Raw genomic sequence first — 21,692 nt, forward strand, 5'->3', positions numbered from 1 at the left:
TGTGTAATTTCAAATAGTTGCGCGTGGCAGAAATGGCGCATCCGAGAACCACTGCGCGATTAATCGGTCGATCAATATCCAGTGGCATGGTTTGAATCAATTTCTTGCGAGCAGGGATATCGACCGCACATTCAAGCAAACTGGTTGGCGCTTTCGTCAAGGCAATTTTTGTCATTCCATATAGTGGGCCGGTGTGGCTGCCACACCGGGGTGCTGGACCGCGCTTGATCCCGCCCGTTAATCGTGTTGACCTGCCGCCGCGGCATCGCTGTCCTCTCCATCGGCTACAGCCCTGTCGGCTCTTGCTCCCGCGCAGCGGGCTGGAGCGCAGCGACTTGTGCATTGGCCCATCAGCGAAGTGCCCCGCGCGGGACGGAGGTCCGCTTATTGCGGCAGAACGGACCAGATCTGCTCAACCAGAGTTCTCTTCGCATTTTGATTGACCCATTGCCGACATCGGCAAAATCTCGTCGATGCAAACTAGCCAGCACGGTAAGCAACTGCGCCGAGAGGAACGAACGGCTAGGCTCAAGAGCGGTAACGCCGTACTCGCCCGGAGGGCTCCCTCGCCACTCCGGTATGCTACTAGCGTCGCATGTCAGCAAACGTCTCCGCAGATAAGGATCGGCAACCACTCTGCTCCAGATGCGGCTCCGCTCTGAGCCTGGTTGGTGCAACATCTGCTTGACCCGACCAACGGCCGCTCCGTTCGACTCTTCTCGTGCGCTTGCGGCGAGCGAGCATGGCGGGACGAGGCTGGCCCAACAGCTCCAATTTGAGCCCGCATGGATAATCAACCTGAAGATCCAGTCTGGCCTCGCGGGTGACGTCGACATAAATGCCGTTCGTTCGGAGGGCTGGTCATGAAAAGTGTTACTGAGTCCCACAATCGCGCTGCTGAGTTCGTGCGTCTGGTGCACGAAGCGCAGCAGCATTCCCTCAAACGGCGCTACGCAGATCTTGCTTTCCGCTATCACTTACTTTCCGAAGAGCGCGTTTGAATGATTTAAGGCGGCGAGATCCCGCCAGACGAGCAGTGAACGATCTCGGATGAACGATATCACAGTTCTCAAGAGTTTAAGGGCAAGGCCGGGCGATGGGACTGGTTTGCTGCGACCGTCTAAATGTCTGTCTCTCCGCCGTGAGTTGGTTGTTCGCTGTTACGCCGACTTCCGGTTTTCAGGACATAGTGGACGAGCTTAGGTCGCCCGGTGAGTGCGGGTTTTGCCCCCATAGGATCACGCGCGCCACGTCTGTCTTTTGCAGTGCGGCGAGCCGACGTCGCACATGGCTCGGTTGCCACCGGCGCGACCTGGTTGGTAGGATTGCCCATCCTCGGCGATGGGCGGATCGAGCGTGGCGTTGTTGGTTGAGCCAGTATGGCCGCCGGGCAAGCAGCCGGCATGGGCAGTCTACGTGGCTGTCATCTTTGTCGTGGCTGCTGCCTATTTTCTTGCTGCGCGCCTGAGCCTCTTCCTGCTCGCCGAACCTGACGGCGTTGCCGTGTTCTGGCCGGCCGCAGGGGTTGCTTCCGGTATCCTGATCGGGGCGGGTTCGGCCGCGCGGTGGCCGGTTGTCATCGGCGTGGTGGCGGCGACGCTCGTCGCTAATCTGTCGGGCGATCGCAATTTGTCGAGCTCCATCTTCTTCGCATTCGCGAACGCCATAGAGGCCGTCATTATCGCCGCCCTCGTCGAGCACTTCCACGGCTCGCGATTCGAGCTCGATCGGCTGCAGCGCGTTATTGGATTGTTCGCGGCCACGATCGCCGCAACGGCGCTCTCCGGGTTCGTCGGCACGCTCGGCTTTGTGCTGTTTCACACCTCGAACGCATCGATCCCGACCATCTGGCTTCACTGGTTTACGTCCGACGCGCTGGGCGCCGTGACCGTTGCACCACTTGCGATCGGGGTCGCGTCGCTGATACGCGACTTTCCACCGCGCCGCGAAGTCACGGAAGGAGGCGTGGCATTGACATTGGCCGCGATGTTGTGCGCGGGCATGGTCTTTCTGCCGAACCAGCCGTGGACGTTTGAGCTGGCAATTGCCACCCTCAGCCCGCTTGTTGTCTGGATCGCGGCTCGCCTTCGGCCCGCCTTCACCGCTGCGGCAACGTTCATGTGTGCGATCACGATCGTCTGGACAACGACCTTTGCGGTCGGTGTGTTTGGCGATCCGCGTTTGCCGGTCGAAGAACGCATCCTGTCCGCCCAGGCGACGATTCTGGCAGCGTCGTTCGGCGCGCTGGTTTTGGCGGCGCTCTTCAGCGAACGGCGGCTTCACGAGACCAGCATTCTGGAACGAGAGCTTCGGCTGCAGGAAGCGCTTCGCGCCGGCGGAGTCATGACATTCGACTGGAACGTAGCCGCAGGCGAGGTTCGGTACAGCTCGAATGCCGAACAAATTCTCGGTGTTCTATCGAGGCAGTCCCTCGATAGCTCAGTCTGGCTCGAACAGATCCATCCCGATGATCGTCCGAGGATGATCGAATGCGCGGATGGCGCGCGTCCCGATGCGCCATCGCTTGCGGTGACGTTCCGTTATCGGCGTCCCGACGGCGCCGGCGAAGTGTGGCTAGAGCAAATTGCCGTCGCCCAATTCAATGCAGCCGGAAAGCTTGCGCACATTCATGGTCTCGCGGCTGATATTACCGCTCGTAAACGATCCGAGCAGGAGATTTCGTTCGCGCGTAAATCGGCGGAGTTGGCCGACCGCGCCAAGTCCAGCTTTCTCGCTGCGGCAAGCCACGATTTGCGGCAGCCGCTGCAAACCCTTAGATTCCTGCAAGGCTTGCTCGAGCAGCATCATTCCAATGGCGAAGGGCGCAAGCTCGTCACCGATATGGGCCGTTCGCTCGACACCATGTCCAGCATGCTGTCGAGTTTGCTCGACGTCAATCAGCTCGAATCCGGCAGCGTGCGGCCATCGCTGAGCGAGTTTACGCTCAACGACATATTCGATTCGATTGCCGTCGACTTTGCCCGCTCGGTCGAGGAAAAAGGTCTGCGATGGTGCCTGGTGCGTTCTGGAGCGATGGTCCGCAGCGACAAACGCATGCTCGAGGAAATGCTGCGCAACCTGCTGTCGAACGCGACCCGGTATACCGATGCAGGCAGGATCCTGCTGGGGTGCCGCCGCAGCGGCGATAATATTCGCATTGAAGTCTGGGACAGTGGCGTCGGAATCGGGCCTGATCAACTGCCAGACATCTTTGCGGAATATTATCAGGGTGCGGAGGGCCTGCAGCGTGGCGGTTTCGGACTGGGTCTTGCGATCGTCAGGAGACTGGCGACTTTGCTGGACCATCGAATCCATGTGAGCTCCACAGTCGGCAAGGGTACGCGCTTCTCCATCGAAGTCCCGCGTGTGCAAGCGCGCAGCGATGTACCCGAGGTGCCGCGGAGTGCGGCAAATGAAGTTGATTTGCTGCCGGCACGTGAGGTCCTCATCATCGAGGATGAGACGTCGGTGCGAACGGCGGTCGCCAGATTCCTGAAAGCCAAGGGGATCGAGGCGGTCGTCACGGCGACGGGGGATGAAGCGCTGACGCTCGTGAACAGCGAGAGCGTCCGCCCGGATCTGGTGCTGTCCGACTACAATTTGCGTGGCTCGATCGACGGCGTCGAGAGCATCGGGGCGCTGCGGGCCGCGCTCGGCTGGAACGTTCCAGCCATTATCATGACGGGCGACATGAGGTCGGAGACCGTCGAGGCGATAATCGCACAGGATATTTCGGTGCTGATCAAGCCGTTTCAGGCTGCCGAGCTTCTGCACCATATGACGCAAATCCCGTCCGGAACTACGAAAGCAATCGGAAGGTTCTCGGAGGCACGCACTATGTCTGCCCATGACAAATTGGGCGCGGTGCATCGATGTCGACGATGAGTGGTAAAGCATACGCGGCGTCGATCGGGCCAACCGCCGCGATTGACCTACTTCGGACATCAGCCCGCTTTGACCGGCCTATGCGCTAGTTCAACTTTCGATCTATTTGATGCCTTAGATTGTCGGTGCCTTTGCTGCCGCAAGGCGTTCCCTTAAATCAAAATCGTGCCTGACTGGAATGCTTTTCCAGAACAAGGAAGGAGGATTGCCCATGCGCAATTCGGAACCCACCCCTTTAGTTAGCCACGATCCGAAGGATTTGGAAGGCACGTGGACGCTCGTTTCCGTCGTAACCAAGCGGGACGGCGAAAGATTGGATACTTATGGCCCAAACGCTAAGGGGCATCTGGTGTTCGATCCGATCGGGCGATATTCAATCATCTTTATTTCCAGTGGCCTCCCGAATTTTGCGTCGGACAGCCGTTCCAGCCCGACGGCAGATGAAAGCAATGCTGTTGTTTCGGGAAGCTTCGCCCATTGCGGCACTTACGTCGTGGACGAGGTGGACAAGAGCTTCACGTTTCAAGTCGAGCGTGCGACATTTCCCAACTGGGACGGCAAGAACACGAAACGTTCGTTTGTTATCAGGGGTGATGAGCTGCACTTCACAGACCCGCACTCATCGGGCGGTGGGGTGGCGACAACGATCTTCGAGCGGGCAAAGCGTGCACGCTAGGTCTTCTCTTCAACTCAACACAAGGTCCGCGATTGGCCCGGGGCGGGCCGTCGGGGAAACCGGAGAGGCTCGCAGGAGCCTCGATCGTCGGTTTTGACCCAACTGGTCCGGCCCCGCGTTGCAAGAGATTTCGTCAACCTGTCAGATGGCGGTCTTGCATCAATGTATCCCGCCTCTGATTGGAGCGAGCTACGCCCCGGGCCATCATGGATATCAGGGCGCATTCGAGCTGATTGGCGGACAGGCCTCGAACGGGCCATTCGGTCACCAGTGTTCGCATGCGCCGGGAAGACCGATCTTCCATCGTCGTGTCATCCTCTCGCAGACCTCGACGGGTGAGGGATGTTGGTTACGTCATCTCGATAGCTGCTCACTTCGCGCTGCTCCTTTGTTCGTGTCTGGCGGTCGTTCCTTCGTCCGGGCCTGCGCGCGCAGACGCGCCGCGCGCAAGAGGCCGTCAAGGCCGGCCGTCGTGGTGTCCTGACGTCTTGCTCTACGCTGCCAGGCTGCGCCTTGAGGGCCCCGAGCACGGCGCGAGGGTCGGGCCATCAGGACGCCGTCTCCTCAGTCTTGACGCACTCGAAGGCGCGTCCCTTGTTGAGAACCGCCCAGGCGATCCCGGCAATGCCTCCAGGTCGGAACAATTTTGGGCGCAATTGGAGTCACGCGGCTGCTAGTGCTTCCTTGCTTTAGCGGAGCAAGACGGTAATCCCCTGAACTTCAGGTAGGGCTACAAGATGTCACTCGGAAGGCTGATCGGCCGCTTGCAGGCTGTTAATGGCTTGTCCCCAATCGAGCGCGATCAACTGTTGGACTACCCATTAAGTTGAAGCAGTTCGCTGACGGCAATTACATATTACGCGAGGGAGATGCGGCCACTCAATGCGGCCCGGTCGTGAGTGGGTATGTCTTTCGCCAAAAGATAGTTGGCAGCCGATTGCAAATTCTGTCAAACGCCTTCCGGAACTGCCCCCTTTGCGTCACGAAGAACTGCCCCCACCATCGGATTATGATCTCGGTTGAAGGTTGTTTCCGCCGGTGACGGGCCGGAGGGAGGCGGAGCCGACCGGAGGGCCGTCACCGGCGGTCGGCGTCTTGATGAGGCCGCTTTTGCGCTTGGCGCGAAGTCGGTAGCTGTCGCCGCGGATGGTCAGCACGTGGCTGTGATGCAGGAGCCGGTCAAGGATCGCGGTGGCGACCACGGGATCGGCGAACACCGTACCCCATTCGGCAACGCTGCGGTTCGACGTGATCAGCATCGCGCCAGTTTCGTATCGCCGGCTGACCAGTTGGAAGAACAGATGGGCCGCGTCAGGTTCAAGAGGCAAGTAGCCGAGTTCGTCGACGATGAGCAGCTTTGGCTTCGACAGCGCGAGAAGTTTCTCGTCCAGGCGTCGCTCGCCGTGCGCCTTGGCAAGGCCAGCGACCAGCGTCGTCGCCGTGGTGAACTGCACCGTGTATCCGGCCAGGATCGCCTCTCGCCCGAGCGCGATCGACAAGTGCGTCTTACCTACGCCTGGCGGCCCGAGCAGCAGCACGTTTTCTCCGTTGGCTATCCAACGTGATGCGGCAAGATCACGGATCTGCTTTGGATCGATTGACGGCTGCGCCTCGAAGTCGAAGCCAGCAAGCTCCTTCACCGCCGGGAAGTGTGCGAGCTTCAGCGCCATCTCTATGCGGCGATGGTCCTTGCGTGCGATCTCGCGCTCGCACAGCAGGATCAGCGTCTCACGCGCCGACAGGTTCGCGCGCGCCGCCTCGTCGAGCAGGGTGTCGAGCTGATCGCGGATACCCGAGAGCTGCAGTCGCGCCAGCATGGCATCGAGCGGATCGGCCGTTGCTTCCATTATCTTCTTTGCCCGTGCCATCAGAAGCTTCCTCCGACCACGGCTTCGTATTCGGCAAGAGGGCGCAACAACGACGGGGGTGAGGACGGCGCCAGCACCGCCGCCGCGATCTCAGCCCGGCGGACCGCGCCATTGCGACCAGCAACACCATCGAGATGAGCGGTGTCGATGATCCGCAGCCGGCGTCCATCCGATTGCTTGTGGATCGCAACTTGGTGCAATCCATGGCGGATCCGCACTTCCCCGGCCGCGATCGTTACCGCCACGCGCTCGCCAATCAGGCGCCACGGCACTGAGTAGCTGTTCGTGTCGATCTCGACGCCGACAAGTGCGTCTTACCTACGCCTGGAGGGCCGAGCAGCACTGCTGATTACCTCGAACCGCAGCGTTGCCGAATGGGGTACGGTGTTCGCTGATCCGGTGGTCGCCACCCACGACCGCGAGGTCATCAGCTGGGTGGCCACAACGGCTGGGATCTCCGGCGAGATGATCCGGGACATGATGGTCCACTGTGTCGAACAGCGGTTCGCCGACATCCGCGCTCCGCGCAAGGTGCAATGGCTGACCGACAATGGATCCATCTTCGCCGCCTATCGCACCCTTGAGATTGCCGCCGCCGCCACGGAGACTAGCGCCTATCTGAAGTCCTCAAGAAGCAACCCGAACGGGAAAGGTCCAGCGCTGGGGTCTGGAGGCATTCTTTCTCTTACGATGTGAAGTTCGCGATTGTGAGCGACTTCAATATCACTCCATCTTGGAAGCTCATGCGCGCAACGATATGGACCAGTGGGCGGTAACGTTTGCCTCTTATCTTCCTGGTTGACCCGCAGAAGTCGCCTCGCGGGATTGCCTTCACCTTCGGCGAACATTCGAAAACGTCAGATGGCGCCGAGTGAAGTAGCTGGAATGATAAGGTTTTGGTCCCAAATGGAGTCAGTCCTCCACTGACAAGCTTTCGAGAAATGGGCAAATGGCGGCAATCTGCGAGCTTATAAGGTTTGGTCGCAAACGGAGGAAGCTCACCGACTGATAAGAAAATCATGTGGAGGCTTGACCTCCGGAGAGATGACCTAAACCACGTCCGGATCTAAGGCCGAGGCGGACTTGGTAGGTGAATTCGTTAACCGACTGCTTTTTGAGGCAATAGGGCCGTCATCGCCCCAAGGAAATCCAGTAGGTCGATGCTAGTTCTGGAAGATTTCCGGCTTGATCCTGCGACAACCCTACGCCAGATTGCCGCGCGATTGAGGATCGAAATGCAGCAGATCGAACAGTGGCTCGAGAAACTAGGCATGTCTGGCTATGCCCAGCTGTTCCTCGAAAATCGGATCGATACCACCGTCCTGGGTGAACTTAACGACCAAGACCTCCGGGAACTGGGAATCGTCCTCGGCGATCGCAAGAAGCTCATGCGTGCAATTCGTGAGTTGCACGCCTCCGACAACATCGCACGCTCCGCGACGTCTCCCGAATCGGTCCCAGATGCGGCCGAACGGCGCCAGTTGACAGTCATGTTCTGCGATCTCGTCGGCTCCACGGCCCTATCAACGCAGCTCGATCCAGAGGACTTGCGGAAGATTATCGGTGCGTACCATCGGACCTGCGCAGGAGTTGTCGAACAGAACGGCGGCTTCGTTGCAAAATATATGGGCGACGGCGTGCTGGTGTATTTCGGCTACCCGCGGGCCCACGAGCACGATGCGGAGCACGCTGTGCAGGCAGCGCTGGGGCTCGTTGCTGCAGTCGGAAAACTCGAAACGGCGGCCCCCGGCCGATTGGAAGTGCGTGTCGGGATTGCAACGGGACTGGTCGTTGTCGGAGACATCGTCGGCTCTGGAGAGGCGCAGGAACGCGGCGTTGTCGGCGAAACGCCGAACCTGGCGGCCCGTCTGCAGGCCGTCGCAGGGCCCGGAATGGTCGTGATCGCGGACGCAACGCGACGGCTGCTCGGCGATCTATTTGTGCTGACGAGTCTTGGGCCACAACAGCTCAAGGGCCTCACTGGACCGGTTCAGGCCTGGGCCGTCCAAGGCGCCAACGCCATCGATGGCCGATTCGAAGCCCTTTATCGTCGCGGATTGGGAGGCCTCGTCGGACGCGAGGGCGAATGTGCCGTGCTGGAGCAGAGCTGGTCCAAAGCTCGAACGAACGACGGGCAAGTCGTTCTCATTGCCGGAGAGGCGGGCATCGGCAAATCGCGCCTGGTGGCTGCCATTCTGGAGCGGGTGGCCGCGGATGCGCCGACGCAGCTGCGTTACTACTGCTCTCCGCAGCACACCAATTCGGCGCTTTATCCGATCGCCAAGCAGATGGAACGGCGCGCGAATTTTACGCGCGAGGATGATCCGAAAACGAGGCTTGACAAGTTTGACACGACGCTCGGCGGTTCATCCACACCTATCGCACACAGGGCAGCGCTTGCCGACCTGCTCCAACTCGCCAATGACGGCCGGTATTCAACCGACGACCTGACGCCGGCGCAGCGCCGCCAACGAATGCTCGAAGCGATCGTGCTGGACATCGAGAGCCAGGCTCGCTCCAATCCTGTTCTCATGATATTCGAGGACCTGCATTGGATCGATCCGACCAGCCTCGAACTGCTTGGCCAGCTCATCGAGGCGATTGCCACACTGCCCGTGCTGATGGTTGCGACGTTCCGGCCCGAGTTTGTACTGCCCTGGGCCGATCGGCCTCATATCACGGCAATGATGATCGCCCGCCTTGGTGCGCGCGAAACCGAAGCTCTCCTCGATGAGGTGATCGGAGAGCACCCCGTTCCGGCACACATGCGCAAGGAGATCATCGATCGCGCCGACGGAATACCCCTGTTTGTCCAGGAGATGACCAAGGCTGTGCTGGAGGCAGGCTCCGAAACGCATTTCCTCGGAGCAATCCCTGCCGCTGCAAGCCCGGTGCCGGCCACCCTTCACGCGTCCCTGATGGCCCGCTTGGACCGGCTCGGTCCCGCCAAGGAGGTTGCACAGATGGCGGCCGCAATCGGTCGCGACTTCAGCCATGCGCTGCTCGCCGCCATCGTGCCACTAGCGGAGTCCGAGCTGAACCGCGGACTCGACCGTCTCGTCGATGCGGGGTTGCTGTTTCGCCAGGGCGAGCCACAAGATTTGAACTATGTCTTCAATCACGCGCTGATCCAGGAGGCTGCCTACGGCACGCTCCTGCGTGAGAAGCGCCGCGAGCTCCATCTTGTAATCGCCGAGACCATAGAAACCGATTTCGGCGACATCGCCGAGAGCCAGCCGGAAGTGCTGGCCCGGCATTGCACGGAAGCCGGCCTCCTCGAAAAGGCCGCACACCTGTGGAGCAAGGCCGGAAAGCGCTCGCTTTCCCGATCGGCGCTCGTCGAAGCGGCGGAACAGCTCGCCCGCGCCCTCGACCTGATCGCCGCGTCGCCCGAGACTGCTTCGTTGCGCCATGAGCGAATCGCGTTACAGATCGAGCTCGCCAACGCCCTGATCCACACCAAAGGGCACGCTGCCCCCGAGACAAGAGCGGCCTTCAATCACGCGCGCGCCTTGATCGAACACGCGGAGAAGCTTGGGGATACGACGGACGATCCCATCATGCTCTTTTCGGTACTCTATGGCTTCTGGGTGGCGAGCCGTATGTCGTTCCACGCCGATGTGACGCGGGAGCTGGCCGCCCAATTCCAGGCCCTCGCCGACGAGCGTCAGGCAGGTACACCAATGATGATCGGGCACCTCTTGATGGGAATTTCCCTTGTGCTCGCCGGGGACCTGACGGCCGGCGCGCACGAGCTCGATCGCGCCGTGGCGCTGTATCATCAAGCCGAACACCGCCCGCTGGCGATGCGGTTTGGCCACGATATTCTCGTCTCCGCCTTGGCGTGGCGCGCCTTTTCACAATGGGCATTGGGTCGCACCGATGTCGTGACGGCCGATGTGGAGCGCGCGATCCGCGAAGCGCGCGAGTTTGGTCACGCTGCCACGCTGATGTATGCGCTCGCGCATGTGTCGCTCACGTTGATCTACATGGGCAAGCTAGACTCCGCGGCCGAGTTCGCCGACGAGCTTATGCAGCTCGCGGACGGAAAGGGATCACGCTTCTGGAACGCTTACGGAAAGCTGCTGCGCGGCCGAGTACTCGCGCTCGAGGGGCATGACTGCGCTTCCGCTGAGATGATCGAGGCCGGGATTTCGGTCATGCGATCGACCGGCGCGACAGCCTATGCGCCGTGGTATCTCAGCACTTTGGGAGCGACATACGCTCGGGTTGGACGGCTTGGTGATGCGCAACGCTGTAGTCAAGACGCGTTGCTGAGTATCCGCGAAAGTGGCGAGTGCTGGCAGGAGGCTGAAGCACATCGCATCGCCGGAGAGGTGGCGCTGGCGTTCGAACCGCCGAACGTCCAGCAAGCGCAGGCTCATTTCGAGCGGTCACTCTTCGTTGCGAAACAACAAATGGCGAAATCCTTCGAACTGATGGCGGCCGAGAGCCTGGCAACACTTTCTCAACGAGAAGGACGCACGCGGGCAGACCCACTCTGCTGACGACAGCTCTTGGGCCAAAGCGGAAGGTCTTAGTGGCCCATTCCGATGTCCGCTGCTGTAGTGCATCCCCATAGTTGATAAGAAATATTCGCACCCAAGACCCTCCAGCAGTACCCATGGAGCACAACTTGATCGACAACATAGCGCGCCAATTCTCCTCACCGAAGAAGGGCGTTCCGTTGATCTCGAACTTATCCCGCAGCGGGGCCCGGCGGCCGAAATGCTCGAGGACGAGATACAGCAGCTGGTCCACGCTCATGCGGCAGCTCTGCCGATTCCCAATTGACCCTATGTTCGTGGGTGCCATTAGCGTTTGCCGGGCCGCAAATTATCCGTCTGTCATAATTTGCAGATGCTCTCGGCATTAACCCAAGTTATATTTTGGGGTATGGGCAGAGAGCTAACTTTGCAGGTTCTGGTGGTCGGGGCCGGTGTCTTCACTGTGGCAGCATCCGTCGCTCTCCTTTTCGGCTTTTGATCTATCTTAATTATTGAATGACGCGCATCGGTGTTGCTTGCCAACGGCAGGACACCGAGTGGGCGCTATGATGCAGCCTTGGATGTTGCACACTTTGACGTGGGGATTGACCGTCGTCGGCCTGATCGCGATCCTGTCGATAGTGCTGTGACGCATGTAGGGAGTGGAGCGTCCCTTGCCGTCGCAGCCAGTCAATCCCGATACCGGCAGAACTCATCCCCGTTCTCGTACTCGACGCAGGTCTTCACGCGAGGACGGGGACGTACCTCATAGTAGTAGCGTCCTTCGTTCTGCTCCGCATACCCACGGCCGCGATCCATGTCATCGTCGTCCCGATGCCAGTTGCGCCCAATGGTTCGATGGTCCTCATCTCGATCCATCATAGGGCCCATCTGGCGTTGGCGCATTCGGTCACTGTCCATCCGGTCCTCGCCGCGCTGCCGCGTAGTCCAATCCCGATTAATCCGGGTGTCCTCAGCGCTTTGACGATCGCGCTCGCGAGCTTGGTCTGATTGCTGTGGTGATCGTTCAGGCTGAACGGGCTTGTTCTGAGCTTGATTTTGATCGGAACGCCGCTGCATCCGATCAGTATCGACCGGAGTGTTCTGAATTTGAGCTTGGTTTGGTTGCGGATTAAGCTGCCCTTTGATTTCGGTTTGAGACTGGTTTGTGTCCCTTCCGCTCTGCTGAGCAGATGCAGTGATGGGATACAGGCTCGCAACCAGGAGCAGCGGAAGGACGAAATCTGAACGACGCATGGTCATACCTCGCAGGGTTTGCTGTCTAACAGCGGACCTCAGCCTTCGTTCTTCTCCCGGAGATACTTTTCTGCCGGCCGCGTGTCGCTTTGGTCGGTCCTTCTGGCACTCCCATCGTGCGAGGCTCATGCAGTCGCACGAACTAGGAACGGTTCGACCCTGTTGATTGTTTTTTAGGACTGCGCCACCCGCCCTCTATCGCTGTCCTAAGTGTCGTCAGCCGCTAAGTCAGGCTGACAAGACTTGGAACATGGAGACCAAACGACCAAACGCTTTGCTCGCGTCTACAAATGCCAGTGCGGGGAACTGGTTTGGGACGGCTAGGAGCCTCAGAACGCGATGACGGCATGGGTCTCTTGATCCGCATGGCGGTCAGGGATGTGGCGGCTGGGATGGCTGACTAGGTGCGGGGAGGCCCATGCCTTTCGCCCGCATCGCAGCAAGTTGTCGGTACGCACTTGCCTGACGCTCAAGATCGGCTCTCAAGGCACTATTGTTCTCACCGGCAGCAAGTCGCTCGAAGGCAACTGCTCTTTCAAGGTAGTGCATCAAAGCGTCAATCATCTGCCTGTCTCCGGGCAGCATAGGGAACGCGACCGCAGCCGTTGCGACCTTGCAACGCTCACCAGGTCGGCGGTGCGTTGCGTGGTCTTCGACAGAACCAAGCCACTGACGCAATGACCGTTCCTCGCCAGCTTAGCCCTTAACCTGCATCAGCAAATCTTCAAGAACTCAGCGAGAGCAGCAGTTCGCAAGGAACGGCTGAGAATACGTCTAGTTGCCGGACATCGATGACATAGTGGTCCCTCCCCATGACTAACTCGGTCAACATCGTTGGCCGGGTTCTTCTTGCATCGGAGCGGGGGGGGGGTCCTAGCCCCGCCGGCTACAACATGGGGCATTCTGTCGAGGCGCAGCGATCGTTCCTACCGCGCCGTGCGGCGAGATCCGACATGTTCATAACCGGCGTCAGATCATAGGCTAGGACGGGGGCCGTCATCTCGGCCGCTACTCTTGGAAGGAAGCCTCTCGCTCCCAATTCGGGGATACTGACAATCCCGGCCGTGGTAGACCGAGACCCCCCTCGGGGTCGATAATCGGATTCAGAGGTAGAATTTATCGATGTCTACCGTCGACTCTACGCCCAGTTTGGCGAAGTTTTTCGCAAGCCAGTCGCCCGCACATTTTCGCCCCTGGTCGCGAAGAAAAATGAGAAAGTTCCAATCGGCGTTATATTTGCTTGTGGGACTAAGTGCACCCATGAATTCATCGTCGGCGATGCTGTGGATCAGCACACGCTTGAGCCCTCCATCGACTCGTTTTTGTGTGACAAGCTTGGTGACGAAACTGACCGCCCGCATCTCCCGCATTAGCGACGAATTGAAGCTGATCTCGTTGATGCGGTTCAAAATATCGACAGCGGCGCGCGGCACCTCAGTACGAATCAGCGGATTGATATGGACGATGACAATGTCGGTACTGTTGCAGTTGTAGATCAACGGGAAGAGCGCCGGGTTTCCCATATAGCCGCCGTCCCAATAAGCTTCGCCGTCGATCTCTACCGCGTGAAACATCGTGGGAAGACATGCTGAAGCCATCACGGCAGAGATTGAAATTTCCTTTCCGGCGAAGACCTTTACCTTGCCGGTACGAACGTTTGTCGCAGAGAGGAAGAGCTTGACCGGACAGTCCGGACGCCCCAACACGTCAAAATCGATCGATTGCTCGACCACTTCACGAAGCGGGTTATAGTCTGAAGGGTTGAACTCATATGGCGATAGGACGCGCGTCACGAACCCCATAAGGGAGAAAGCAGGCGACCAGGCCAGCTTGTGATCCCCCAGAATTTGATCGATGAAACTTGGCTGCAACGGTCCCAACTTGGCCGCGTCGCTGACGCGCTTCCAATAGTCCGTAAGCGCTTTGCGTGCCCCTTCGCGACCCCCGATCGCAAGCCCATAGGCAAAGACCGCCGCGTTCATTGCTCCGGCGCTGGTTGCACTGAGCCCCTCGAACGCTAGGTCTTTCTCGTCCAGGAATCGGTCGAGTACACCCCAGGTAAACGCACCATGCGCTCCGCCGCCCTGGAGGGCCAGATTGGTGGTCCGGACCAGGTTGGAGAATGCCGGTTCGTGACCGGCTCTCCCAGGGGCCCCAGGCGTTTCCGCCGACTTGTGCTCCGATGTTTCTTCCATTGCCGAACCGTCGCCCTGATCGCGCGCATGCACAAAGCATTCAATAACAAAGATTGCAGGTGCGGAAACTTACGTCGATCGATGTGAGTCACATGAGCGTTCATACCACAAATAGACGGCAGCTGACGCGACGCTCGCCCATATTTTTCAGAGTCGGAAGGCGACAGGCGATCCCGGCGCCGCGGCTGGTGGCGATGCCTCGAAATGCGCCCTTCGCTATACCAGTGACCTTCATCGCCGCGATCTTCACATCGACGAGCAGGCGATCGATGGTGGCGGCGCTGATAGCCAGAACACGATCACGGTCCGACTGGCCAAGCTGCAATCGGCCATGTTGCTCAAGGGCAGGCAGCAAGGTCGGGATCATCACCTTGAGCCGCTTGCCGCACACCCGATCCGACGCCTCCCACAGCGCCGTCAGCGCGTCCTTGATCGTCGCGCCATATCTGCGTCTTCGCTTTCTTGTTGCCTCGACCTCGCCCGGTCGAACCGTCTCGCGTCGCCGGAGCGCGCGCACCGCATGTTTGCGATGCCAGCCCGTCGTCGCGCACGTCTCGTCGAGGATCCGTCCCTTCTCCGCTCGTTCGGCCGACCGGTAACGCTCCGTTACCGCCGACACCACCTCGCGCCGCGCGCCCATGCTGATCTTTCCCGCCATAGACGCCACCGAACGTTTTCGATGGCACCGACCCAATCATCGGCGAGAAGTTGTCCAGTAACATTCTGGGTGAGGCAATGCGGGGTCAATATTGCAAGCCGAATGACAAAGTGCGTTGATCGATCACCTCTCCGAACTTGCGCAGCTTGAACATCAGCTTCGATTGGCTCGTCGGGCAGTCGCGCTCATAACCGATGAGACGACCGTGAAGAGTCTCGAAGAGTTCGCCGGTGAGTCCGAACAGAACGAGGATTGTTCGCACAAATATGGCCCCTGTTAGAAATCACTTCTCGAGATCGAAGCACTCGCCCGTGATGCAGAACTACGTCACTTTCTGACGGACGGTTCTGTTCCCAGCTCTGAATGCAATTCCGTTATATTGTCAAACCTTAAAGTTGCGTTTATAGATAAATACAACTTTTCCCTAGAACCCGGGCGAGCGCGCTACATCTGATCGGTGGGAGGGGTACCTGATCAGGTAGGCACTTCCTATCCAGCTTATGGCTGGGTAGGGGTCATGATGGGTCGTCGTCGCCAGTAGGACGATGTGCTGCACGTCCCGGCGCAACGGCGCTTAGGGGCATGAGGGAATAGCTCGTACTCCTCCCGCCGCCCTCGTCCTTCACGAGGATACCTTGATTTACGAGACCTTGGATGTCGCGCAGGGCCGTATCGGGCGAGCACTTTTCAATCGTTGCCCATTTGCTCGATGTCAGTTTGCCTTCGAACCCGTCCAGCAGACGGTTCAGCATATCGCGCTGCCGCTCGTTGACTTGAGCCGTGGAGTGCCGCTTCCAGAAGTCGGCTTTTTCGAGCACGGCTGCGAGGGTACTCTCGGCGCCACTGAAGGCGCGGTCGAGACAGCCCAGGAACCACTCAAGCCAGGGTGTGATGTTGAGATCGCCTTTCTGCGTGGTCTCCAGCAAGTCGTAGTAGGTCTTGCGCTCGCGCCGTATCTGAGCCGACATGCTGTAGAAGCGTTGCGGTATTCCTTCGGAGCGGGCAAGCGATATGTCGGCGATGGCACGCGCGATACGTCCATTGCCGTCCTCGAATGGGTGGATGGTCACAAACCAGAGATGCGCGATCGCAGCCTTGATTAGTGGGTCGATGTTCTCTTCGGTATTGTACCAGTCGAGAAACGCAGTCATTTCGGCATCGAGCTTGTCGGCAATCGGTGCTTCGTAGTGCACGCGCTCACGTCCGTAGTCACCAGAGACGACCTGCATCGGTCCTGACGAGGCATCGCGCCAGGCTCCAACAGCGATCTTCTTCATGTTGCTGCGGCCGGTCGGAAACAGCGACGCATGCCAGCCAAACAACCTTTCCGCCGTGAGCTCGGCTTTGAACTTCTGGGTAGCGTCGAGCATCATCTCGACAACGCCCTCGACGTTGCGATCGGCTGATGGCAGAGCGCCTGCGTCCATGCCGAGGCGACGCGCCAGCGAAGAGCGCACCGCGTCCTTGTCGAGTTTTTCCCCCTCGATTTCACTGGACTTGAGGACTTCTTCCGTCAGGCTCGTGAGGACAGCCTCCTCCTGCTGGGGGAAGCCGAGCGCCTGCATCCGACCGATGAGCTGGCCCTGGCGAAGCCGCACGGCCGCGAGCTGCTTCGCCAAGGCGTCGCCATCCCAGGAAAATTGAGGCCAATCAGGTAGTTGGTGGATATAGTCCCGCATTCCCCGCACTCCTTGCGGAGAATATGGCGGCCTTTCCCCTCAACCGCAAGGCTAATTACCGCAAAATATGCGGGGAATGGCGCCAATTCTCCGCATCGGACCGGACCCGCCAGCCCCGAAACAGGATCCGTTGGAGCTTCCGCCTGACGCCCTCCTTTGAACTTCCACCAAGAAATCCAAGCCGCCGAGGGATCGCCGGGTGCTGTCTCCATCGCCAAAGACGTCCGCCGATGGCTGCGCGCGAGTTCGCGCGCTTATACCCATTTCGCGAAGTGAGTATAACACGCCGTTTTTTTCAGATACGGGGTCGATGCGCACCGTCGAACATTGCGATCGAGTAGGGCGGTCGATTCGTTCTCTCCCAATCGGTACCGGCTCGTGCGCGGCGCACATCGAAGCGAGCTCGATAATTGATCCAGCTTGATCGCGCCGTTCACAGTCTATTGAGCAGCTTCCTCAAAGACGCCGAGATTGGCGCATCAACGATCTCGCATCGATAGGCTTGATCGACGCGGATCTCGTAACCGATTTTTATTCAGGTTGAATGCGATGGCGTCTGCCGCTTTTCATCTCGCCGCGCTCGTTCGCGAGAGTTGAGTGGGTCAGAAAATGTTCCGGCGAAAATCTAGGTCGGCCAGATCGTCGTCGTGCTCGGCATCGTGCCGTCTCGACGTGGGGCACAACGCAATGGACCTGCCGCAGCTCTCGGCTATCAGCAGCGCCTCGGTGACCCCTGGTTCTTGATTGTCGGCTATCGTGTTTATCTGCCCTGGCGATTGTTCGAATGGTGGTTTGCCAATGAGGGCTATGCGCCCGAGGTGTTCGAGGAAGGTTGAGCGATCGCTGCAGCTGACGACATCGCGGGCGCGGTTTTTGCGATCCTCAATTCGGTGTGGCGCGCGCGCCAAAGCCAGTTGGTGACGACTTACGGTTCGGCACGCTGGGCAACGCCGAAGCAAATCAGGGCGGCCGGCCTGTTCGCGTCCAAAGGCGTATCTGGGGCGCCTCGGGAATAACTATCTGCGCCACGATGGACCGGAGCACGTCATGTGCTTTGCGCCGACTCGCTCGAGCAAGGGCGTGGGGCTGGTGTTACCCACATTGCTGTCGTGGACCTCGTCTGCGGTGGGTGCACGACATCGGCCGAACCATGGCTCAACTGTGAGATCCTGAGCGAATGCTGGATACCTGCGATTCGTGAGAGCTTGTTCACGATAAGGTCTTCAAGAGCGTCGACGTCTGATACCATGACGCAAAGGAGATAATCGCTATCGGTTGATCGGGGATCCCGCGGCAAAAGCGCCATCGTTCCGATCATCAGCTGCTTTGCCGATGTAGCAGGGTGAAGCGCGTGTCGATGACGGCTTGTTCCGATTCGGCACCAGAGTGCGCGAGCCGCGTGATGATCAGTCGCGCAGCTTCCTTCCCGATGAGGTCGCCGGGCGGGCGGATCGTCGTCAATGACGGATTTGCGGCCGCGCTGAAGCTCAAATCGCCGAAGCCCATCACCGACAGGTGCTCGGGGATCGCAATGCCAGAGCGCTGACATTCGAAGATCACGCCAAGTGCGATATGGTCGTTAGAGCAGGCGATTCCATCGACGTTTGGAAAGCGATGCACGGCCTCGCCGAGCAGCATGGCGCCAACTTCGGCGCTCGCTGGTGCAGGGTGCTGGATGACCTCTGCCGTGACATCAGGCGCGTTTCGCGCCGCTTCGACGAAGCCTTGGGCGCGCCGAGCCGCGCGGCGATCCTCATGCAGGCGGGCGCCGAGAAACAATAATCGCTTGCGCCCGCGCTGAAGAAGATGCGAAGCAGCGGCATGACCGACCTGGTCGTGGTGAAAACCGACCGCCATGTCCATGGTCGGGGAACCAAGCTCCCAGATTTCGACAATCGGCACCTTGCTGTCGCGGAGCAGCCTGCGCGTTGCGGCGCTGTGAGAAAGGCCAGTCAATACGACAGCGGCAGGGGCCCAGGCGAGGGCGGTGCGGACGAGATTCTCCTCGTCGTGTTCCCTGTACTCGCTGTGGCTGAGCATCACCTGCAGCCGCTGCTTGCTGAGTTCTTCCTGCAGGGCCGCGACGGTCTCGGCAAAGAACGCATTGCGGACGGATGGCACAATGATGCTCACGACGCGCGACGAGGCGGCCGCCAAGCCACCAGCCATCAGGTTCGGCACGTAGTCGAGCGCTTCGATAGCGCGTGCGATCGCCTCGCTCGCCGACGCCGAGACCGCATCGGGCTTTCTAAAATAGAGGGACACCGTGGAAGGCGACAGCTCTGCGCGTGCCGCTACATCCATGATCGTGACCCGTTGCATCTTGCGCCGGGTGCGTAGGGGCTTTGATGCGGCCATTGCCATGGTGGCTCAAGATAATAGCGCTATTATGTATCCGAAGCTCTGAAAGGCTACAACCGCATTCTGTTTACCGAGCGATATAGTGAGTATGACCAGCTAGATAAGATAGTACTCCCGTCTTCATCCGCAGGATCGAGCCGGTGAGGGTCCGTCGTTGATTTCTAGAAATCGCAGCGCTACTATGAAACATCACGGCGCTGCAAGAACCGTTGGGACGGGAGAACGGGCTCATGGCTTCGGTCAGCCTGCGCAAGCTTGAGAAAAGCTACGGCGCGTTTCGCGTCGTCAAGGCGATCGACCTCGATATCATGGATGGCGAGTTCGTCGTCCTCGTCGGTCCGTCTGGGTGCGGCAAGTCGACCACGCTGCGCATGATCGCCGGCCTCGAACGCATCACCGGCGGCGAGATCCGGATCGGCGACCGCATCGTCAACGATCTGCCGCCGCGCGAGCGCGACATCGCCATGGTTTTCCAGGACTACGCGCTCTACCCGCACAAGACCGTGCGCGAGAACATGGGCTTCAGCCTGAGGGTACGCGGTGCGAATGCGGCGGACGCTGACGCCAGGATTAGGGACGCGGCGGAGATGCTCGGCATCACCCATCTGCTCGACCGCCGGCCGGGACAGCTCTCCGGCGGTCAACGTCAACGAGTCGCGATGGGCCGCGCCATCGTACGGCGGCCGCAGATCTTCCTGTTCGATGAACCGCTCTCCAATCTCGACGCAAAACTGCGTGGTCAGGTGCGTACGGAGATCAAGCGGCTGCATCAGACGATCGGGACCACCATCGTCTACGTCACCCACGATCAGGTCGAGGCGATGACTTTGGCCGATCGCATCGTCATCCTGCGTGGTGGCGACATCGAACAGATCGGAACGCCCGAGCAAGTCTACAATCATCCGGCTAGCGTTTTCGTCGGTGGCTTCGTCGGCGCTCCCTCCATGAATTTTGCGAAGGCCAGGGCCGCTCAAGGCTATCTCGAATTCGCAGATGGCAACCGTCTGCCGCTTGCGGGCATCGCCGGCACAAAGCTCTCGGCGGCCGACGGGCGTGAATTCATCGTCGGAATCAGGCCCGAGCATTTCACGCGCCTGACGTCGGATGTCGGCATGAACAGCCAGGTTCAGGTCGTCGAGCCGCTCGGGTCCGATACGCTGGTGCATTTTACCGTGGGTGGCGCGACGTTGACTGCGCGGCTGCCGCCCGAGCTGCGCACGAAAGCCGGCGAAGCGATCAAGCTGGGGCTGGATCCCGCCAAGATTCACCTGTTCGATCCGGAGACCGAGCGCGCCTTGCAGTAAGAGCCCCGCAGTGAGACCTCGTCAGCAGATCAGTCAAGCCACGACAATTGCGATTTTTCCGGGAGGACGGCATGAGTTCAGGACGCGTTTCAAGGATGGCGGGATCGCTGCTCGCGTGCGCCGCGGCTGCATTCGCAACCGGTGCATCCGCCGAGACCACATTGAAGGTCTTCGTCACGAGCCAGGGGCAGCCCGCCATCTGGCGCACGCTGCTCGATCAGTACGAAGCACGCAATCCCGGCATCAAGGTCAGCGTCGAGCTCGGCGGTACGACCTCGGACATGCAGGCGCAATATCTCAATACGGTGCTCACGGCGAAGGACTCCTCGCTCGACGTTCTGATGCTCGACGTTATCCGTCCGGCACAGTTTGCGGCAGCGGGCTGGACCAGCCCGGTCGCAACCGACATGTCTTCCTATCTGCGTGCCTATGCCGAGGCGAACACGATCGACGGCAAGGTGGTGGCGCTGCCCGCCTTTGCGGATTCCATGTTCCTCTATTATCGCAAGGACCTGCTGGACAAATATGGGCTCCAGCCGCCAAAAACCTGGGACGAGCTCGCGGACGCCGCGAAGAAGGTTGCGGACGGCGAGAAGAATCCGAACTTGCAGGGGCTGTCGTTCCAGGGCAAGGCGATCGAAGGCGCGGTCTGCACCTTCCTCGTGCCGTACTGGAGCCAAGGCAAGGTGGTGACCAAGGACGGCAAGCTCGATTTCGATCGCGAGGCGGCGAACAAATCGCTCGCGCTGTGGAAGGGCTTTGCCGACAGCGGTGTTGCCAAGAAGAACATTGCCGAGGTCGCGACCGACGATACGCGCAAGGAATTCCAGGCCGGCAACGTCCTATTCGCGGTGAACTGGGCCTATGCATGGGCGATGTCGCAGGGCGCCGAGTCTGCGGTATCAGGCAAGGTCGGCGTCGCACGGCTTCCGGCAATCAAAGGCGGCGAACAGGCGACCTGCCTTGGCGGCTGGGAGTGGAGCGTTTCCGCTTTTTCCAAGCATCAAGACGAGGCGAAGAAGCTGATTGAATATCTGTCGAGTCCCGAAGTTTCCAAATACGTGGCCATCAACGGCTCGTTGCTGCCGACCTACGGCAAGCTCTATAAGGACGCCGACGTGACCAAGGCGGTGCCCTGGTTCGCCGAGGCGCAAGCCATCGTCGAGACCGCAAAGCCGCGGCCGGTGACGCCGCGCTACAACGAGGTCAGTGAAGCGATCCGGACCACGGTCAATGCGGTGCTCGCGGGTGCGACCACTCCGGCGGACGGCGCCGCCCAGATTGAGGCCCGGCTGAAGCGGATCATCCGCTAAGGCGCGTAT

General features: G+C 59.9%; 15 protein-coding genes and 1 pseudogene. 9 read left to right on the top strand and 7 right to left on the bottom strand.

From position 1 onward, the window contains the following. Positions 1 to 863 precede the first annotated feature (863 nt). The 3 genes from ACVWZ4_RS36030 to ACVWZ4_RS36040 all read left to right on the top strand — a co-directional run bounded on the left by ACVWZ4_RS36030 (position 864) and on the right by ACVWZ4_RS36040 (position 4,561). On the top strand, positions 864 to 1,001 hold the full coding sequence (locus ACVWZ4_RS36030) for a hypothetical protein (protein ID WP_456705381.1): 138 nt from the start codon (positions 864 to 866) through the stop codon (positions 999 to 1,001). Between the two features lie 340 nt (positions 1,002 to 1,341). Further along, positions 1,342 to 3,885 carry an ATP-binding protein gene (locus ACVWZ4_RS36035; protein WP_456705380.1) on the top strand — a complete coding sequence of 848 codons (2,544 nt, stop codon included), beginning with the start codon at positions 1,342 to 1,344 and terminating at the stop codon, positions 3,883 to 3,885. 211 nt (positions 3,886 to 4,096) lie between these two features. After that, positions 4,097 to 4,561, top strand: a complete 465-nt coding sequence (locus ACVWZ4_RS36040) for a lipocalin-like domain-containing protein (protein WP_456705379.1) — start codon at positions 4,097 to 4,099, stop codon at positions 4,559 to 4,561. 1,007 nt (positions 4,562 to 5,568) lie between these two features. Here the strand turns inward: ACVWZ4_RS36040 and istB are convergent. Both istB and ACVWZ4_RS36050 read right to left on the bottom strand, forming a co-directional pair. Beyond that, the gene (gene istB, locus ACVWZ4_RS36045) at positions 5,569 to 6,429 is read right to left on the bottom strand and encodes an IS21-like element helper ATPase IstB (protein WP_456701697.1); all 861 of its coding nucleotides are present in this window, start codon (positions 6,427 to 6,429) and stop codon (positions 5,569 to 5,571) included. Next, positions 6,429 to 6,728, bottom strand: a pseudogene (locus ACVWZ4_RS36050) (Mu transposase domain-containing protein); the annotation flags it as partial. The pseudogene ACVWZ4_RS36050 and the gene istB, both read right to left, overlap by 1 nt. On the opposite strand from ACVWZ4_RS36050, the gene ACVWZ4_RS36055 reads away from it, so the two are divergent. Beyond that, positions 6,715 to 7,125, top strand: a complete 411-nt coding sequence (locus ACVWZ4_RS36055) for a hypothetical protein (RefSeq protein ID WP_456705378.1) — start codon at positions 6,715 to 6,717, stop codon at positions 7,123 to 7,125. The pseudogene ACVWZ4_RS36050 and the gene ACVWZ4_RS36055 overlap by 14 nt on opposite strands. A gap of 539 nt (positions 7,126 to 7,664) precedes the next feature. After that, complete coding sequence (locus ACVWZ4_RS36060; protein ID WP_456705377.1) at positions 7,665 to 10,937, top strand: adenylate/guanylate cyclase domain-containing protein; 3,273 nt, start codon at positions 7,665 to 7,667, stop codon at positions 10,935 to 10,937. Positions 10,938 to 11,606: 669 nt separating this feature from the next. Here ACVWZ4_RS36060 and ACVWZ4_RS36065 read toward each other — a convergent pair. From ACVWZ4_RS36065 to ACVWZ4_RS36080, 4 genes are all read right to left on the bottom strand, one after another. Then, on the bottom strand, positions 11,607 to 12,173 hold the full coding sequence (locus tag ACVWZ4_RS36065) for a hypothetical protein (protein ID WP_456705376.1): 567 nt from the start codon (positions 12,171 to 12,173) through the stop codon (positions 11,607 to 11,609). 1,103 nt (positions 12,174 to 13,276) lie between these two features. Further along, entirely contained in the window at positions 13,277 to 14,368 is a 1,092-nt protein-coding gene (locus ACVWZ4_RS36070; protein WP_456790532.1) for a patatin-like phospholipase family protein, read from the bottom strand. Between the two features lie 100 nt (positions 14,369 to 14,468). After that, on the bottom strand, positions 14,469 to 15,026 hold the full coding sequence (locus tag ACVWZ4_RS36075; RefSeq protein WP_456705374.1) for a hypothetical protein: 558 nt from the start codon (positions 15,024 to 15,026) through the stop codon (positions 14,469 to 14,471). A gap of 515 nt (positions 15,027 to 15,541) precedes the next feature. Further along, positions 15,542 to 16,705, bottom strand: a complete 1,164-nt coding sequence (locus tag ACVWZ4_RS36080; RefSeq protein ID WP_456734505.1) for a Fic family protein — start codon at positions 16,703 to 16,705, stop codon at positions 15,542 to 15,544. Positions 16,706 to 17,352: 647 nt separating this feature from the next. Here ACVWZ4_RS36080 and ACVWZ4_RS36085 point away from each other — a divergent pair. Together ACVWZ4_RS36085 and ACVWZ4_RS36090 are read left to right on the top strand one after the other, a co-directional pair. Continuing rightward, positions 17,353 to 17,541 (top strand): hypothetical protein, encoded by a 189-nt coding sequence (locus tag ACVWZ4_RS36085; RefSeq protein ID WP_456705542.1) that lies wholly within the window; start codon positions 17,353 to 17,355, stop codon positions 17,539 to 17,541. A gap of 211 nt (positions 17,542 to 17,752) precedes the next feature. Further along, a complete protein-coding gene (locus tag ACVWZ4_RS36090) occupies positions 17,753 to 17,878 on the top strand; it encodes a type IV secretory system conjugative DNA transfer family protein (protein ID WP_456705541.1) in 126 nt (41 codons plus the stop codon). A gap of 144 nt (positions 17,879 to 18,022) precedes the next feature. Here the strand turns inward: ACVWZ4_RS36090 and ACVWZ4_RS36095 are convergent, their stop codons facing one another. Beyond that, positions 18,023 to 19,069: a LacI family DNA-binding transcriptional regulator gene (locus ACVWZ4_RS36095; protein ID WP_456734506.1), complete on the bottom strand. Its 1,047-nt coding sequence runs from the start codon at positions 19,067 to 19,069 to the stop codon at positions 18,023 to 18,025. 227 nt (positions 19,070 to 19,296) lie between these two features. Between ACVWZ4_RS36095 and ACVWZ4_RS36100 the strand changes: the two genes are divergently transcribed. Together ACVWZ4_RS36100 and ACVWZ4_RS36105 are read left to right on the top strand one after the other, a co-directional pair. Beyond that, a complete protein-coding gene (locus ACVWZ4_RS36100) occupies positions 19,297 to 20,370 on the top strand; it encodes an ABC transporter ATP-binding protein (RefSeq protein WP_456705539.1) in 1,074 nt (357 codons plus the stop codon). A 95-nt stretch (positions 20,371 to 20,465) separates the two neighbouring features. Next, the gene (locus ACVWZ4_RS36105; protein WP_456790541.1) at positions 20,466 to 21,683 is read left to right on the top strand and encodes an ABC transporter substrate-binding protein; all 1,218 of its coding nucleotides are present in this window, start codon (positions 20,466 to 20,468) and stop codon (positions 21,681 to 21,683) included. Positions 21,684 to 21,692 lie beyond the last annotated feature (9 nt).

It is taken from the genome of Bradyrhizobium sp. USDA 4472 (assembly GCF_054058595.1).